14 protein-coding genes are annotated in these 16430 nt (G+C 39.5%); 2 read left to right on the top strand and 12 right to left on the bottom strand.

What is annotated here, in order from left to right:
- Positions 1-52 precede the first annotated feature (52 nt).
- The 3 genes from WN50_RS31245 to WN50_RS31240 all read right to left on the bottom strand — a co-directional run bounded on the left by WN50_RS31245 (position 53) and on the right by WN50_RS31240 (position 6700).
- Positions 53-2095: an ATP-binding protein gene (locus tag WN50_RS31245; RefSeq protein ID WP_160315461.1), complete on the bottom strand. Its 2043-nt coding sequence runs from the start codon at positions 2093-2095 to the stop codon at positions 53-55.
- A gap of 41 nt (positions 2096-2136) precedes the next feature.
- A complete protein-coding gene (locus tag WN50_RS29935) occupies positions 2137-3465 on the bottom strand; it encodes a hybrid sensor histidine kinase/response regulator (protein WP_046278804.1) in 1329 nt (442 codons plus the stop codon).
- Between the two features lie 325 nt (positions 3466-3790).
- Complete coding sequence (locus WN50_RS31240; RefSeq protein ID WP_053221627.1) at positions 3791-6700, bottom strand: ATP-binding protein; 2910 nt, start codon at positions 6698-6700, stop codon at positions 3791-3793.
- Positions 6701-7460: 760 nt separating this feature from the next.
- Here WN50_RS31240 and WN50_RS34985 point away from each other — a divergent pair.
- On the top strand, positions 7461-7601 hold the full coding sequence (locus tag WN50_RS34985; protein ID WP_160315460.1) for a hypothetical protein: 141 nt from the start codon (positions 7461-7463) through the stop codon (positions 7599-7601).
- A gap of 68 nt (positions 7602-7669) precedes the next feature.
- Here WN50_RS34985 and hypB read toward each other — a convergent pair whose 3' ends face one another.
- The 9 genes from hypB to hypF form a co-directional block, all read right to left on the bottom strand.
- Positions 7670-8578 carry a hydrogenase nickel incorporation protein HypB gene (gene hypB / locus WN50_RS29920; RefSeq protein WP_046278805.1) on the bottom strand — a complete coding sequence of 303 codons (909 nt, stop codon included), beginning with the start codon at positions 8576-8578 and terminating at the stop codon, positions 7670-7672.
- On the bottom strand, positions 8569-8913 hold the full coding sequence (hypA, locus tag WN50_RS29915) for a hydrogenase maturation nickel metallochaperone HypA (protein WP_046278806.1): 345 nt from the start codon (positions 8911-8913) through the stop codon (positions 8569-8571). The genes hypB and hypA overlap by 10 nt, the downstream gene beginning before the upstream one ends.
- 32 nt (positions 8914-8945) lie before the next feature.
- Complete coding sequence (gene hypE / locus WN50_RS29910) at positions 8946-10052, bottom strand: hydrogenase expression/formation protein HypE (protein ID WP_046278807.1); 1107 nt, start codon at positions 10050-10052, stop codon at positions 8946-8948.
- A gap of 5 nt (positions 10053-10057) precedes the next feature.
- Positions 10058-10714 (bottom strand): Uma2 family endonuclease, encoded by a 657-nt coding sequence (locus WN50_RS29905; protein WP_046278808.1) that lies wholly within the window; start codon positions 10712-10714, stop codon positions 10058-10060.
- Between the two features lie 88 nt (positions 10715-10802).
- A complete protein-coding gene (locus tag WN50_RS29900) occupies positions 10803-11018 on the bottom strand; it encodes a 2-hydroxymuconate tautomerase (protein ID WP_046278809.1) in 216 nt (71 codons plus the stop codon).
- A gap of 44 nt (positions 11019-11062) precedes the next feature.
- On the bottom strand, positions 11063-12220 hold the full coding sequence (gene hypD / locus WN50_RS29895; RefSeq protein WP_046278810.1) for a hydrogenase formation protein HypD: 1158 nt from the start codon (positions 12218-12220) through the stop codon (positions 11063-11065).
- 35 nt (positions 12221-12255) lie between these two features.
- Positions 12256-12744 (bottom strand): hypothetical protein, encoded by a 489-nt coding sequence (locus WN50_RS29890; RefSeq protein WP_046278811.1) that lies wholly within the window; start codon positions 12742-12744, stop codon positions 12256-12258.
- A 38-nt stretch (positions 12745-12782) separates the two neighbouring features.
- Positions 12783-13028, bottom strand: a complete 246-nt coding sequence (locus tag WN50_RS29885; protein WP_046278812.1) for a HypC/HybG/HupF family hydrogenase formation chaperone — start codon at positions 13026-13028, stop codon at positions 12783-12785.
- A gap of 18 nt (positions 13029-13046) precedes the next feature.
- Positions 13047-15413 (bottom strand): carbamoyltransferase HypF, encoded by a 2367-nt coding sequence (gene hypF, locus WN50_RS29880; protein WP_046278813.1) that lies wholly within the window; start codon positions 15411-15413, stop codon positions 13047-13049.
- A gap of 138 nt (positions 15414-15551) precedes the next feature.
- Here hypF and WN50_RS29875 point away from each other — a divergent pair, with 138 nt between their 5' ends.
- The gene (locus WN50_RS29875) at positions 15552-16391 is read left to right on the top strand and encodes an Rpn family recombination-promoting nuclease/putative transposase (protein ID WP_046278814.1); all 840 of its coding nucleotides are present in this window, start codon (positions 15552-15554) and stop codon (positions 16389-16391) included.
- The last annotated feature ends 39 nt before the right edge of the window (positions 16392-16430 follow it).

Below are 16430 nucleotides of genomic sequence, written 5' to 3'. Positions count from 1 at the left end.
ATTTATTATTCTTTAGTTGAGTGAACGTTGACGGAGAACAGGGGATTGATTTTTAAAGAGACTGAACTGGAATTTCAATGATAAATTCTGTTCCTTTTCCGGGCTGAGAATGACATTCTAGTTTTCCGCTATGTTTTTTCACAATAATTTGATAACTGATCGCCAGTCCGAGTCCGGTGCCTTTACCAACGGGTTTGGTGGTGAAAAATGGATCAAAAATTTTAGTCTGAATCGCCTCACTGATGCCGGAGCCGTTATCGCTAATGTGAATGGCAACCCAATTATTATTTTTAACTTTTGTGTGGATTTTAATCAGGTAAGGGGAGTGAGTTTGAGTCGGTAGATTACCATCAGGATGATCGGATAAAGCATCAATTGCATTGTTCAGAATGTTCATAAAAACTTGGTTTATCTGACTCGGATAGCAATAGACTAATGGTAAGTTTTCATAGGTTTTAATCAGTTGAATTTCAGGATGTTCAGATGTCTTTTTCAAGCGGTTTTTGAGGATCATTAATGTACTGTCAATTCCGCTATGAATATCTACAAGTTTGAGTTCGGATTCGTCGAGGCGCGAAAAAGTTCGTAGTGACTGTACAATTTCTCGAATTCGATTGCTTCCAACTTGCATGGAGTTTAATAATTTATTTAAATCTTTTTTAAGAAAATCAAGTTCAATCTCTTCTATTTTTTGAAGGATTTCTATAGAAGTTTTTGATTCATCTTTTTTATAGAGTTCGATTAATTCCAGCAAGTCTTCTGTGTATTGTCTCAGATAAACTAAATTGCCATGAATAAAGTTTACGGGATTATTAATTTCATGGGCGACTCCGGCAACCATTTGACCTAAACTCGACATTTTTTCAGTTTGGATGAGTTGAGTTTGTGTCTGTTGTAATTTTTGTAGAGATTGTTCTAAAGCTATTGCTTTTTCACGTTCTCCAGCTTCTGATGCTTGCAGTTGCTCATTCATCTGAGTGAGGAGAGAAAAAGACTCTTTTAATGCTTTTGCCATTCGGTTAAAAGTTTCAGCTAAAATGCCTAATTCATCTCGACTTCTAACCTTGACTTGTTGATGCCATTTTCCCTGACTCACTTGAGATGCAGCTTGGGTTAAATCACTAATCGGTTGAATGAGACGATGAGCCAGTAATGCCGTTAAAATTCCCATTCCCACAGTCACAACAATCGCAATGGTAATCGCAAGTTGCCAAAAAGATCGAACTTGAGAAAATACTTCTGTTTGCTCCTGAAGTACAATTGCTCCCCATTGGTTTTTCAGTCTTATGTTGTAAGATAGCCACTGAATTCCCTGATCATCTGTGAAGTAAAAAAAACCTTGATGATTGTTTAAAAGCTGTTTTACGGGAGGATAGGTACTCAGATCAGTCAGCTTTTCTCCTGATACCAATTTTTCATTAGGATGAGCCAATAATTGCCCCTTTTGATCGACTAAAATTGCAAATCCGGTTTCTCCGACTCGTGTTGCACCGACGGCTTCAGTCAGTTCATTCAGGAGGATACCCAGACGGATAACACCGATTATTTTTCCCGGAGGAGAAGGGGAAGCGTTTTCAGAAAAAGTTGGGGAATTTTGTTCTCGAAGGGGTGCGGAAAAAATGACTGCCGGTTCTCCAGTTCGACGGGAAATAATACTTTCTCGAATAATGGGATTTCCCGCAATTACCCCGTGAAACCATTGGCGATCGCTGTAGTTAATCGATGGAATTTTTTCATTTTCACTAAGAGCAATAAAGTTTCCCTCTAAGTTCGCAATTCCAGCGCTCCACAGGTAATCTTTATAACTATTGTGTATGACCATTAAGAGCGATCTGAGTTGCTGGGTGTTCGGTTGGATTAAACTAATATTTTGACTGAGATTTTGTAAGGCTAAGATGTTCATTTTATCCCATTGATAAACCCGTGTTGCTAGAGATTTGGCTTGGGAAGCTAAATCTTCTTCTGCTTGTTTACGAAGGATTTCAGAGGCTCGATAGCTGGTGAGTCCAATAGCGGTTAGCATCGCCGGAATCACGACTAGCAAAACGAACAGTGGAATTTTAAATTTTAGGCTATTCAACCAATATCTAGTCATTAAAACCCCCATTTCACAATGATTTACTGTTTAAATTTAGCTTAATCTTGAGTTGAATCAATAGGAATTTTAATGATAAATTCAGTCCCCTTTCTGGGTTGAGAATGGCATTCTATTGTACCGCCATGTTTTTCCACAACAATTTGATAACTGATGGATAATCCCAGTCCGGTGCCTTTTCCAACGGGTTTGGTCGTGAAAAAAGGATCAAATAACTGTGAACAAACCTCCTCTGACATTCCCACGCCATTATCAGTAATACGAATCAATACTTGGGTTTGATCCGGTGTTAATTCGGTGGAGATGGTAATTAGATTAGGATGAGCCATAATTTCTTTGTAGGTTTTGCCCTGATTGGATTCTTCTACCGCATCGATAGCATTAGCAATGAGATTCATAAAAACTTGATTCAGTTGTCCTGGAAAACCTTCAATTTGTGGAAGGATTCCATATTGTTTTTTAATCTTAATTTCGGGATGATCAGCATTGGGCTGGAGTCTGTGTTTTAAGATTAATAAGGTGCTGTCAATACCATCGTGAATATTAAATAAAACCTTTGTTGCTCCATCAATTCGGGAAACAATGCGGATGGAAGTGCTAATCTCTCGAATTAAGATGGCTCCCTGTTTAATAGATGCGATCATTTCAGGTAAATCAGCCATCAAAAAATTAATGTCGATTTCTTCAGCATGATATTCAATTTCGGGGACAGGATTTGGATAAAATTTTTGGTACAGTTCTAGGTGAGTGAGTAAATCTTGGAGAAATTCATCAACCTGATTGACATTACCGATGACGAAGCCGAGAGGGTTATTGATTTCATGGGTAATTCCGGCGAGCATTTGACCCATTGAGGACAGCTTATCGGCTTGAATTAATTTAACTTGTACTTGTTGAAGTTGATCATCTTTTTCAAGAATTAGGTGTTTGAGTTTTTGATTGAGTTGATCCAGTAAAAGGTTTTTCTCTAGGAGAGATTGAGTTAAATTTTTGATTTGAATATGAACTCCAATTCTAGCTAGAACTTCTTCCTGTTGAAAGGGTTTTGTCAAATAGTCAACAGCCCCCATCTTCAATCCCTTGATTTTACTAGAGATATCCGAGAGAGCTGTCATAAAAATAATTGGAATCCTTTCAGTTGAAGGATGATCTTTGAGTTGCTGACAGGTTTTAAATCCATCCATTCGCGGCATTTGAATGTCTAATAAAATTAGATCAGGAGGATCATCAAGAGCTTGTTTAAAAGCTGTTTCACCATTCAGGGCGACTGCCACTTCATATCCGGCTTCTATTAAGCTTTCTGACAACACTTTAAGATGAATCGGGCTATCATCTACAATTAAAATAAGATTCGTATTGCGAGTATTCATGGAAATTTCCCTCTTTTCTGCGGTATTATAGAGGCTTGAGATTGAAATGACTTTTGGGTTGATTGGATAACGAGTCGGCTTGAATGAGAGTATAAATTTTTATGACAGAGGAAGCATCAGTCAAACTGAGATGTTCGGAAGCAGAAGAGGGTATCAACTTTAGACAATCCCTAGCGAACACCTGTCCTGCAAGCTTGATATTGGGTTTCATAGATAGACCTGATTGTTTTGAATGAAATTCATAAATCTCTGTTTAACTTTAATTTAATTAAAAAGTTCAGAAAAATGCGTGATAGAAATCACATCAATAATCAGAGGAAAATGATCAGAGCAGGGTTTGAATGGGAATGATGATTCTAAATTGTGTGCCTTTTCCTAAGATTGAATCACATTCAATTTGTCCTTTGTGTTTTTCAATCACAATCTGGTAACTAATCGAAAGCCCTAATCCGGTTCCTTTCCCAATGGGTTTAGTTGTAAAGAAAGGATCGAACAAACGAGAGCGAACTTCTTCACTCATCCCCGAGCCGTTATCTGCGATCAAAATCTGTACCCAATTGTCAGCAATTCGTTCGGTTTTAATGCGAATACAGCCGGGATTACACGGGTTTTCTGGGAGAGATTTAGAATAATGAACGTCTTCTATTGCATCAATTGCATTACTGAGAATATTCATAAACACTTGATTGAGTTGTCCAGAATAACAATTGATCCGAGGAAGTTGACCATATTCTTTAATGACCTCAATACCGGGATATCCGGGTTTAGATTTGAGGCGATTATGTAAAATCATTAAAGTGCTATCAATTCCTTCATGTAGATTAACTTCTTTAATTTCGGCTTCATCTAAACGGGAGAAGATTCGCAGTGATTTGACAATCTCTCGGATTCGCTCGGTTCCAACTTGCATAGACTGGAGGAGTTTTTTAATATCTTCTTGAATAAAATCTAGTTCTATGGTTTCAATTTCTGCTTCAATTTCAGGAGGCGGATCAGGATAATACTTTTGATAGAGTTGAACTAAATTGAGCAGGTCTTCAATATAATTTTCCGCATGGAGAAGATTTCCATGAATAAAGTTAACCGGATTATTAATTTCATGGGCAATTCCCGCCACCATTTGACCTAAGCTCGACATTTTTTCACTCTGAATCATCCGAGTTTGGGTGCGTTGAAGTTCTTTAAAAGCTTGCTGAAGCTGTTGTTTTTGTTCTCTTAATTGAGCTTCTGATTGTCGTAGGGCTGTCTCGGCTTGTTTGCGTTCTGTAATATCGGTAGCAATTCCAGTCACTCGATCTATTTCTCCTTGGTCATTGGCGATAGGAAAACCCCGATCATAAATCCAGCGAATTTCACCATTCGGTTTAACAATTCGATATTCTTGTTCATATTCAGCAGAAGCGATTTGAGTCAAAGCAAAAATAATTCGTTCGCGATCTTCTGGATGAATGGACTCAATAAAACATTGCGGTTGCTGATAAATTTGGCGACAAGAACGCCCCCAAACTCTTTCATAAGCCGGAGAAACATAGTACATCTTTTCTCCATGAGCATCGCTAATCCAAAATACACTATCAATACTTTCGGCAAGCTGACGAAACATCCTTTCACTTTCTTTTAATGCGAGTTCAGCTTGTTGGTGATTTCTCGCCTCAATCGCTAAAGAAATAATATTGGCAATTGAACGCACAAAAATTTCATCTTCGGGTGTCCAGTTTTGGATGGTTTGGCACTGCTCAATACAAAGAATACCGACTATTTCTCCAGTAATCCAAATCGCCGTATCGAGCAGGGAAACAATCCCTAAAGGATTGAAATAATCCTTTGAAAATTCCTCAGTTCTGGGATCAGTACGAGCATCAGGAGCCGCCAGAATATCTTGGGAACTAATGGCTTGAAAATAAGCAGGATAATCGCTGACTCTAATTTTGACTTCTGCACTATGTTGATCGATTTTTTGCTGGTACAAATTTAGACATTGTAAATAAGTTTTTGAGTCATCATACAACCAAATGCCCACCCGTTCAACACCTAACATCTTTGCTATCGCTTCAGTAATCGCTCGAAACGCTGTTAGCAAATCTCCTTTATTAACCGCTCGATGTTGAGCCAGTTCCATTAAAACGGTATTGTGATTTCGGAGTTGTTCGGCTCGTTTTTGCAGTTTCGTTTCAGCTTGTTTGCGATCGCGAATTTCCAAGAGAAGTTGTTCTTGAGTGTAATTTAACTCCCGCAAAGTGAGATTTTTTTCTTGAAGTTGTTTTTCCAATTCATCGGCTTTAATAATCGCTCTACCCGCCAACGGACGCAAGAGTAATATCATCCCACTCGCACCCGCAAGACTCAAAATAATCGTCACAATTCCAATTGTAATAAGCTGACGATTTACGGGAGCATACAATTCATTCCGCTCGATTTTGATTGCCAACCACCAATTGATTTTAGATAGGGGTTCAAAGGCAATCACTTGAGAGTGAATCCAGGACTTAGCTGGAACTAAAGTTAGTCTAGATTGTTGAGACATTCGGTTTTTTTCAAGAGCCTTGATCAGAGGTTCAGAAAGCATTTTGGGTTGATTGATTGATGGGAAAAATAACTTTATCTCTTCATCCTGAAAAGCTCCCAAAAAGATTTCTCCCGTTTGACTTAAGCCTGTATAATCTGTTATAATTTCTTCTAAGCGATCCATTTCAAATAGCACTAAGTCTGTACCAATTTGTTGTTTTTTAGAGTTAAGAATGGGTGTAGTCACAATCAGATAGGAGTGATCGTTGAGGCGAATCGGATGACTGATTTGAGTATTTTTAGAGTCTTGAAATGACAATTTATGAAGTGGATTCGGGATAGATAAACCAACTTGAGCCATCAATTGATTATTTTGAGCGAGGCGAGTAATTCCAGCTAAATCTTCAGTTTCCTTGAGAGCATCGGTGAGAATACGGGTAAGGTTAGCAGCAGCAGAATTGCCAGCATTTGGATTGAGGTTATAGCTTTCTAATTCTCTTTTTGCTTGGGTGCGGCTAGCAATTTGTGCAGTGATATCTTTGGCTCTAGATAGAAATTCCTCAACGGCTAATGTTCGAGTTCGTAAAGCGGACTGTAAGTTACGTTCTTCGCCTTTTTTCAGTTGTTGATAGAGTGGAAAAATACTTAAAATTGCCACCAGTATACTAATGGCAAATATTCCCACAGCAGAATAAAAGATCAACAATCGTTGTAATTGTTTAGAATTCATGGGTGATCTTTGTTAAGAAGTTAGGCAGGTTTAATGAGTTTGGGGCGTAGTTGACGACGGCTGAATGAAAAAGTGATCAAAGTTCTCAAGATGAAAGAACAGATGTCCCATATCAATACCCTCTTTTAGTTGTATTTACTATACCTAAGTTACTCCATATGACAGAGGAGTTGATAGGACTAGAGTTGAATTGTAGCTTTTTAATCAAATTTTCAGTTAGGGCTTGTGAGAAGCAAATTTACAAAACTTTGTTGCGTTTGATTAAGATGCCCGTTTGTTTGATGGAATCTGTTTTAGCCAATCCTAGCCTCTGTCAGCCGTTTTGTAGCTTAAATCCCTCCAGGAGTCCCCAGCAGGTCAAACTCAAATTTACTAAACTTTTACATAGATATTACATAAACCCCTTTTTTTCCGGTTGACTACTCAGATAGAATGAAGGGGTGGAACAAACAAAAGCATTCATCTGATAAGTTACCTGAGAGGCTAACGAGCAAATTGCTGAATCGTAATTGGCTTGATGACTTTGACTAGAGGTTTTAATGTGCTAGTCTCAAATCAAAGCAACAAAAGTTCATTAATAAGACTTTTATGTTCTCAAGGTAAAGGAATCAGATTGAAGTTCTAATTCATCTCTAAAACGGGAACTTAAATTAACACTCATCCCTCGCCTAAGTCAACACTTTATATCCCTATTTCAACCTTGAACACCCCAACCCGTAGCAGAGAAATTTATACCACTTGAGAGAAACAAGGAATAATTATGCGCTTACCCATTGAGAAAGTTTCAAATCCAATCATCACTTCATCCAACTTCAAAGAGGATAACTATAATATCCCTCCTTTGTGGATACAACAGGCGGGATTAGAGTGGTTTTATCAAATGGTTCGTAACTTACTTTAAAATTGAGGATTTTGATCTGCTTTTCTAAATAGGTTGGGTTTGACAGAAGTTGAACCCAACCTCTAAGTTTAGAGTTGCTGAGATTGAGATTTTAACCAGTCATACCAAGCATTTAACCCTTCTCCTGTTGAGGCGGAAACTTGGAAAATTTGCATTTTAGGGTTCACTTGACGAGCGTAGTCTAAACAGCGTTGCACATCAAATTGAACATAGGGAAGTAAATCAATTTTCGTTAAAATCATCACTTGACTCGCCCGGAACATATGGGGATATTTAATCGGTTTATCTTCCCCTTCTGTAACTGAAAGAATCGCTACTTTTGCCTTTTCTCCTAAATCAAATAATGCGGGACAGACTAAATTTCCGACGTTTTCAATCATTACAATCGAGTTGAGAGGCGGGTTCAACTCTTCACAGCCTCTTTCTATCATTGCGGCTTCTAAATGACACCCGGTTCCCGTGTTAATTTGAACAACATTACAGCCAGTCGCCCGAATTTTTTCTGCATCATTAATCGTTTCTTGATCGCCTTCAATCACGCTAAAAGTTAACTTTGATTTTAAATCATTAATCGTGCGGGTTAATAGCGTTGTTTTGCCTGAACCGGGAGAACTCACGAGGTTTAAAGCTAAAATATTTCGCCCTTTAAACCAGCCGCGATTTTGAGCCGCAATCAAGTTATTTTTCCCTAAAATTGCTTCTTCTAAAGCGATAGTATTGCCGTGCATTTTAGCATGAATTTCAGACACTTTCGCTTCAGTTTTAGGAGGTTCTGAGGCGTGAGCATGAGTATGAGTAACAACCGTTCCATCGGCTAAAGTATGGGTATGAGTATGTTCTTCTGGGGCTGAAGTTTGCTGTTCGTGAGTATGAGAATGGGGATGGTGATGATGAGTTTTCATCTCAATTTTCTCTCCCGTTTGAGGGTTTGTCATTGTTGTTTCGCTATCATCAGAACAGCCACAAGTTACACACATAATTCTTCAACCTCCATTTCTTTAATTTTGAGTTCTTCGCCTTGAATAATATCGAGTTCAACGCTATTACAATTGTGACAAATTCCAAAAGGTTGAGTGAGAGGAACTTCTGTTCCACATTGCCGACATTTTCCTAAACCTGCCACTTCTATAATTTCTAACGTTGCCCCTTCTAAAATCGTTCCTTGAGTACAAACATCAAAACAAAATTGAATCGCATCGGGCATAATTGCCGAGAGTTTCCCTATTTCTAACGTCACTCGTTTAACGGGTGCGCCTCTGGCGTGTTCACTGACAATTGCCACAATATTTTGAGTAATTCCGAGTTCGTGCATGATTTAAAATCCTTGTTAAAGTTTGAGTTAAATTAACAAATTCTGGGCAATTGATCCCCGACTAACATATCCACAATACGTTCGGTTCCAAACGCCGTTTGTAGCAAAACAACCCCTGGTGGAGAAGCAATCACTTCCCCAATTATTCGGGAATATTCGCCCGCAGGATGAGATTTCATCGCCTCTAAAACCGTTTCGGCGTATTCTTTCGGAACCCCTAAAACTAACTTCCCTTCATTGGCTAAATAGAGCGGTTCAAGCCCTAAAATTTCACAGACTCCCTGCACTTCTTCTCTAATCGGTAATTGCGGTTCAAACAGGCGAATTCCCACTTCTGAACTCATGGCAAATTCATTCAAAACCGTTGCCACCCCGCCCCGAGTTGCATCGCGTAAAGCCCGAACGTTTGGGCAAACTTCTATTATTTTATCGATTAAATGATTCAACGGTTGACAGTCACTTTCGATGGCTGTATCTAAGGCTAATTCACCTCTAGCGATTAAAATTGCAGTGCCATGATCACCGAGATAACCATTGACTAAAATCACATCTCCGGGTTGTAAATTTTGAGCAGAAATGTTAATTTTTGAAGGAATTACCCCGACACCTGCTGTATTAATAAACAGTTTATCTGCACAGCCCCGATTAACAACTTTTGTATCTCCGGTAACGATTTTTACGCCTGCTTTGTCTGCGGCTATTTTCATGCTTTGAACAATTTGCCGCAACGTGTCTATCGCTAGCCCTTCTTCAAGGATAAAACCACAAGAAAGATAAAGAGGTTTGGCACCACTTACGGCTAAATCATTCACGGTGCCATTAACAGCAAGTTCCCCGATGTTACTACCCGGAAAAAATATCGGATCAACAACATAAGAATCGGTTGTAAAAGCTAACCGATCTCCAAGTGCTGCTAATTCAGCTAAGTTCAAACTGGCTTGATCTTCGAGTTGAGAGAGAATCGGATTATCAAAGGTTTTGACAAAAATATCATCAATTAAATCCCGCATCGCTTTTCCGCCACTTCCATGAGCGAGTGTCACGGTTTTATCTCGAATTTTTGCAGGGCGACGACGCACTTTTTCTAGTTTTTGAAAGAGGGGATGTTCGGCTGAGTTTTGACTCAAAGAATGTGTCATGTATTTTAACCTTTGTTTGTTAATAACCGGCTTTCCAATTCTTCTAAAGCTTGGCTGATTCCTATCTGTTTTGCTTTGGTTATGGTTTCTGGAATGAGTTCAACAATGGGTAAATCGGGAAAGATTAAACTGGTTTGGGATTCGATATATTTTCCCCCTTGAAATAGATTAATCGTTAAAACATCTTGGGCATAAATCCAAACTTCGGGAACTTTTAAAGCTTCATAAGCACTAATTTCTGTAAATGAAGTTACATCGGTTTCAATAGCCAAGTCTGGAGGCGGATCGATATCCAAATCTAACCGATTTTTTCCGATAACAGCCCGATAGTTTTTGATATAAAAACAGTCATCCGGTTCAACTCCAACCGCCATTGTTTTTCGCTTTAATGTTGTTGAACGGAGAGACTCCCAAGGCTGTTTTTGAACCCTTAAAATAACTTTCACCAAGTCAGAAATTACAACAGTTGAGCGTTCATGTTCGGGGAGAGGAGATATAATTTCTAAGGTTCCTTGATGGTAAGCGATGCGAACATCTCGCCGTTCTCCAAATTCCTCTAATAACCCTTCAAACTCCTGCCAGTTTACATCATAAATTTTGATTTTACTACCCGGATTCAGTTCGATTTTACTAAGCGGTTTAGTAACCAAAGGCTGAGTCATGGTGTCGCTCATCATCTAATAAAAATTAGTCGGGGAGTAATAGTTTAAAGAGTCATTTTAACGGTTCAATCCTATTACTCCCAACAAATTAAGCGGATTTTTCAGCGTGACGTCCGGGGTGTTTGTCGGAGTGTAATTCACCACCAACCGCCCAATTATCCCGGCTAAATTCATCAATATGAATCGTTACCCATTCTCGTTGGGTTCCCAAAGTTTCGACTAAAGCATCGGTTACGGCTTTGGCAAGTTCCCGTTTCTTCTCAATAGAATGACCTTCTCCAATTTGAATTGTGACAAATGGCATACAGTTTTCCTCCTCATTTGTTGCTATAAAAAAGATAGAAAGCTTTAGACTTTTGCTTTTGAACGTTGGGGTTTGTTGGCTTTTGCAACGGTTGAAAGGCGACCATATTTGTAATAAGCTGCACAAGCCCCTTCTGAAGAAACCATGCAAGTTCCGATTGGTGTTTCTGGCGTGCAAGCTGTTCCGAATACTTTACATTGCCAGGGTTTTAAGACTCCTTTGAGAATTTCTCCACATTGACAAGCCGCCGCATCGGGAACTTTCACATCAGAAATATTAAACTTAACCTCCGCATCAAATTGGGCATAATTTGAATTAATTTTCAGTCCTGACTGGGCAATTTCTCCCAGTCCTCGCCATTCAAATTCTTCTCGCACTTCAAACACTTTTTTAATGGCTTCTAACGCCATCGGATTTCCATCGGGTTGCACGAGACGTTTATATTGATTTTCGACCTCACAACGTCGGTCTACTAACTGTTGCAGCAACATCCAAATTGACTGCACAATATCTAAGGGTTCAAAGCCGGAAACAACGACGGGTTTATCATATTTTTCGGCAATAATTTGATAGGGATTTGAACCTATTACCATACTAACATGACCGGGGCCAATAAAACCATCGAGTTCTAAATCGGGGTTATCTAATAAGGCTTCTAACGCCGGAACTACAATCACATGATTGCAAAAAATACTGAAATTTTTTATGTTTTCGGCTTCAGCTTGTAGAATCGTAAAAGCGGTACTCGGTGCGGTGGTTTCAAAGCCTAACCCAAAGAAAATGACTTCTTTATCAGGGTTTTGTTTGGCAATCGGCAAGGCGTCTAAGGGTGAATAAACCATGCGAATATCGGCACCTTCCGCTTTCGCTTGTAGCAAACTTTTTTGGGAACCCGGCACCCGCATCGCATCGCCAAACGTCGTAAAAATAACGTTAGGAATGTCGGCTAATTTAATCGCAGCATCGAGTCTTCCTCGCGGCATTACGCACACGGGACAACCGGGGCCATGAATCAGTTCAATACTATCAGGAAGAAGTTCTTCGATGCCATATTTAAAGATAGAATGAGTATGACCCCCGCAAACTTCCATGATTTTTAACGGGTGTTCGGATGTCCGTTCAAGTATTAACGTTAAACGGTTAATTTCCCCCATTAAGGCTTGTAATTTTTGGGGATCTCTAAATTCATCAACATATTTCATCGTTGTGTTCTCCTCATTTTTATTTATCTCTAAAATTATTCTTCGTCTTCTTCAGAGGGTCTGGTTAATACTTCAAAAACCGTCGTCGCACTAGATTGTCTTTGGGTATCGATTTCTTTAACTTGTTCTGTGATTTGTTTGGCTTGTTCAATTTCACCTAAACGGGCGAGAATATAACCTGTTGCTGCATAAGCATTTAGGTAGAGTCTAATTTTAGGCTGTTCTTGATCTTGAATTAAGCGCGGTTTTTGGTCTTCCCAACTGTCGGGTAATTGTTCCTCTATTTTGATTTTATTCAGAACCATTTCAGCAATTTTTAGAGCCATTGCAGGCTTGTTTTTGTAGAAAAAATAACGATACACCCCAATTAATACATCATAATTTTCTCCTGATTTTTCTAAGGCTTGATAGATGTACTGTTCTGATTGTGTCGTATCTTCCCACTGTTCGACCGCTTGCATTAACAAATCTTTAACTTCGGTGGGAATATCAGACCAAGAAAGGCTTTCAGGGGCAGTTTGCATCCTTATTTTCTCCTAAATGGGGAGGGCAGCTTTATTATCTACTGAAGGGCGGCTAATTGTTGTAAAATTTCTAACGTTTCCGCCGCTTCTTTTTCATCAATTCGGTTCATGGCAAAACCCACATGAACTAACACCCAATCTCCGACACAAGACTCTATCGAATGAGTTTCATCAACGATACAAGCAATATTAACCTGTCGTTTGACACCTGCAATATTAACCATTGCTAACTTGTTGGTGATGTCGGTAATTTCAGTAATTTGACCAGGAATTCCTAAACACATTTTTTTTCGAGTAATTTATTATTCTTCTAGTTTAGCAGCCGCAATTACGGCTTGTCCGAGAGAGAGTCCCCCGTCATTCGCCGGAACTTGGCTAGGGGTTAATACTTCGAGATTTTTTGCAGTTAAATGTTTGCAAACTTGGGTTAATAAAACTTGATTTTGAAACACACCTCCTGTTAAAATAACTTGATGAAAATCACTTTCAGAATTTAACCGCTCAACCATCATCGATATCGCTTCAGCTAACCCGAAATGAAACTTCGCCGCCATCATCCCTACTGGAAGATTTTGTCGCAAGTCTGCTAACAAAGCTTCCCACATCGGACGAGGTTCGATAGACAATAACGAGCATTCTAATTTTCTCACAAGAAATGGATAAGGCTCAATTTCTTCAGAGTAATTTAACAGATAGTCTTCCGCGATCGCTTCTAGTGTAATCGCAGCTTGTCCTTCATAACTGCAACTTTCGCGACAAATTCCTATCGCCCCCGCCACCGCATCAAACAACCGTCCACAGGAAGAAGCGAGAGGAGAATTAATCTGTTTTGTAATCAATTGATCCAGTAATTTTAACGGTTGTTGGACTAAAAATTCACCTAATCTTAAACCCATAACTTGCGAGGTCAAATCTTCCCCAAATGCCGCTTTTAAATGGGCGTAAGTATTGCGCCAGGGTTGATAAATCGCCTGTTCACCGCCAATCATTTCTACAGGTTTAAACGTTCCTAAACGCTTAAAACAGCGATAATCTGCCAACAAAAATTCACCGCCCCAAATTGTCTCATCATCGCCATATCCTAACCCATCTAAGGCAATCCCCAAAACAGGTTTGGTATCAATAGACAACCCATTTTCTGCCATACAAGCAGCAATATGGGCGTGATGATGTTGGATGGAATCAATCGGAATATTATTGCTTTCTGCAAGTTCTTTGCCGAGTTTCGTTGATAAATATTCGGGATGTAAATCAACGGCAATTGCACTCGGTTGATGTTCCAATAAACCTAAATAAAGATTCAACGTTTTCTGATAGGCTTCCGCAGCTAAAGCGTTTTCTAGATCGCCAATATGTTGAGATAAAATCGCCTGCCCTTCTCGCAACAAACAGAAGGTATTTTTAAGTTCACTTCCCATTGCCAAAATAGCCGGTTTATCTTTGAATTCGGGATGTAAATCTATCGGGGCTGGGGCGTATCCTCTCGCCCGACGTAGAATTTGTAAACGGTTATTAGAAATTCTGACAACGGAATCATCAACCCGGTTGACAATTTCCCGATTATGTAAGATAAAATAATCAGCAACATTAGAAAGTTTGCTTCTCACTTCTGCATTATCAATACATTGCGGATCATCAGAAAAATTAGCACTGGTGAGAACAATTGGAATCTCTAATCTTCTCAATGCTAAATGATGTAAGGGCGTGTAGGGTAACATAAACCCTAAATAATTTTGATGAGGTGCTACAGAAGCAGCAATTCCATCTTTTAGGCTTTTTTTACGGCGCAATAATACAATCGGTGCGGCTGAACTTTCTAATAATTCTCGTTCTTCTGGTGTGACAAAACAATATTTTTCAATAATATTAATATCTCGCGCCATCAACGCCAAAGGTTTATCGGGGCGACGTTTACGAAGACGCAATTTTTGAACAATTTCTTCGTTTGTTGCATCACAAGCCAGATGAAATCCTCCTAACCCTTTGATCGCCACAATTTGCCCTCGTTGAAGCAGCGTACAAACGGCATCAACTTCATCTAACATCGAGAACATATGAGCCGTTACGGGCTTACCATCTCCCCGTTCTAATGTTACTTTAGGGCCGCAAAAATGACAAGCGATAGGTTGGGCGTGAAACCGTCTATTGAGTGGATCTTCATAGTCTTGTTGACAGTCTCCACAAAATTTAAACCCCGCCATACTGGTATTTTCTCGGTCATAGGGCAATTTTTTAATAAGACTTAACCGGGGGCCGCAGTGCGTACAATTTGTAAAAGGATAGCGATAAAATCGACTTAATGGGTCGAAAATATCCTGTTTACACGCCGGACAAGTTGCCGCATCGGGAGCAATTTTTGTTCTAATTTTGTTGCTTTTACTGGAAACTATGGTAAAATTATAAAAAGACTGTTTACCTGTGTAGGGAGAGCGAGAAATCGACTCAATTTTTGCTAAAGGAGGCGGTTCAGTTTGCAAACGATGAATCAATGTATCGATAGAATTGCGATCGCCCACCACCCGAATTAACACCCCTTCACCGTCATTGCTGACTTCTCCACACAAGCCACAGTCTAGGGCAAGACGATAAACAGTCGGACGAAACCCCACCCCTTGAACGATACCGCAAACGCGAATTTCTTCGGCTATGTAACCCGTTATCGTAGTCATTTTTCATTCATATAGACCCTATGCCTTTATTGTGAATCTTTATTAGGCGATCGGGGGAATTTCTTTGGTCTTTCTTCAGGCTTTTTTGGCGATCGCTGTGTTATTCTTTGTTACAAAATTTTCTCAAAAATAAATTGAGTGAAAACAGATACTCTCTTTTATCGACTCTTTGAAGCCTTTCCGGGTATTTTTTTTGAACTGATTAACCATTCACCCGAAGAAGCCGAAAATTATCAATTTGCTTCCGTTGAAGTCAAACAACTCTCTTTTAGAATTGATGGTGTTTTTATCCCAAATCTTAATGCAATTAACCCGCCGATATACTTTGCAGAGGTTCAGTTTCAAGCCGATTCTCGCTTTTATTCCCGGTTTTTTGCAGAAATTTTTCTTTATCTTAATAAAACCGATCTCATTAACGACTGGCGAGGCGTGGTTCTTTATCCCAGTCGCAATATTGACCCCGGAGAAACCCCCCGTTATCAAGAGTTACTTCATTCGGGGCGAGTCAGTCGAATTTATCTCGATGAGTTAGGAGAAATAGCGGAAAACTCTGTCGGTATCGCCACCGTTCAACTGATTGTAGCACAACAAGAACAAGCCATTTCCCTCGCTCAGAGTTTAATACAACGGGTGAGGGCAGAAACTTTTCAGCAACAATCTCAAGCGGATATTTTACAATTGATAGAAGCCATCTTAGTCTACAAGTTACCTCAACTTAGCCGGGAGGAAATCGAAGCGATGTTTAGTTTAAATGATTTGAAACAAACCCGAGTTTATCAAGAAGCGTTAGAAGAAGGGCGACAAGAAGGACGACAAGAAGGACGACAAGAAGGGCGTCAACAAGCCAAATTAGAATTGGTTCCTTTTCTAATTAGTTTGGGAATTAGTTTGGAAGAAATAGCCATCAGATTAGGACTAGAATTAGAACAAGTTCAACAAGCAGCCCAATCCTCAACCGAAAATCAAAGCGATGCTTAGTTTTGCCAAATGTTACGGATGATTTATCCCCCTAAATCC

Source organism: Limnoraphis robusta CS-951, from assembly GCF_000972705.2.
Note: the sequence above shows the minus strand (reverse complement) of the source record. Positions and strands in the feature narration are given on the sequence as shown.

Coding starts and splice junctions, on each gene's coding strand:
- hypE (WP_046278807.1), bottom strand. CDS start 10,052: ATGACACATTCTTTGAGTCAAAACTCAGCCGAACATCCCCTCTTTCAA.
- WN50_RS31240 (WP_053221627.1), bottom strand. CDS start 6,700: ATGAATTCTAAACAATTACAACGATTGTTGATCTTTTATTCTGCTGTG.
- hypD (WP_046278810.1), bottom strand. CDS start 12,220: ATGAAATATGTTGATGAATTTAGAGATCCCCAAAAATTACAAGCCTTA.
- WN50_RS29900 (WP_046278809.1), bottom strand. CDS start 11,018: ATGCCATTTGTCACAATTCAAATTGGAGAAGGTCATTCTATTGAGAAG.
- WN50_RS29885 (WP_046278812.1), bottom strand. CDS start 13,028: ATGTGTTTAGGAATTCCTGGTCAAATTACTGAAATTACCGACATCACC.
- hypF (WP_046278813.1), bottom strand. CDS start 15,413: ATGACTACGATAACGGGTTACATAGCCGAAGAAATTCGCGTTTGCGGT.
- hypA (WP_046278806.1), bottom strand. CDS start 8,913: ATGCACGAACTCGGAATTACTCAAAATATTGTGGCAATTGTCAGTGAA.
- WN50_RS29935 (WP_046278804.1), bottom strand. CDS start 3,465: ATGAATACTCGCAATACGAATCTTATTTTAATTGTAGATGATAGCCCG.
- WN50_RS29905 (WP_046278808.1), bottom strand. CDS start 10,714: ATGACTCAGCCTTTGGTTACTAAACCGCTTAGTAAAATCGAACTGAAT.
- WN50_RS34985 (WP_160315460.1), top strand. CDS start 7,461: ATGCGCTTACCCATTGAGAAAGTTTCAAATCCAATCATCACTTCATCC.
- WN50_RS31245 (WP_160315461.1), bottom strand. CDS start 2,095: ATGACTAGATATTGGTTGAATAGCCTAAAATTTAAAATTCCACTGTTC.
- hypB (WP_046278805.1), bottom strand. CDS start 8,578: ATGTGTGTAACTTGTGGCTGTTCTGATGATAGCGAAACAACAATGACA.
- WN50_RS29890 (WP_046278811.1), bottom strand. CDS start 12,744: ATGCAAACTGCCCCTGAAAGCCTTTCTTGGTCTGATATTCCCACCGAA.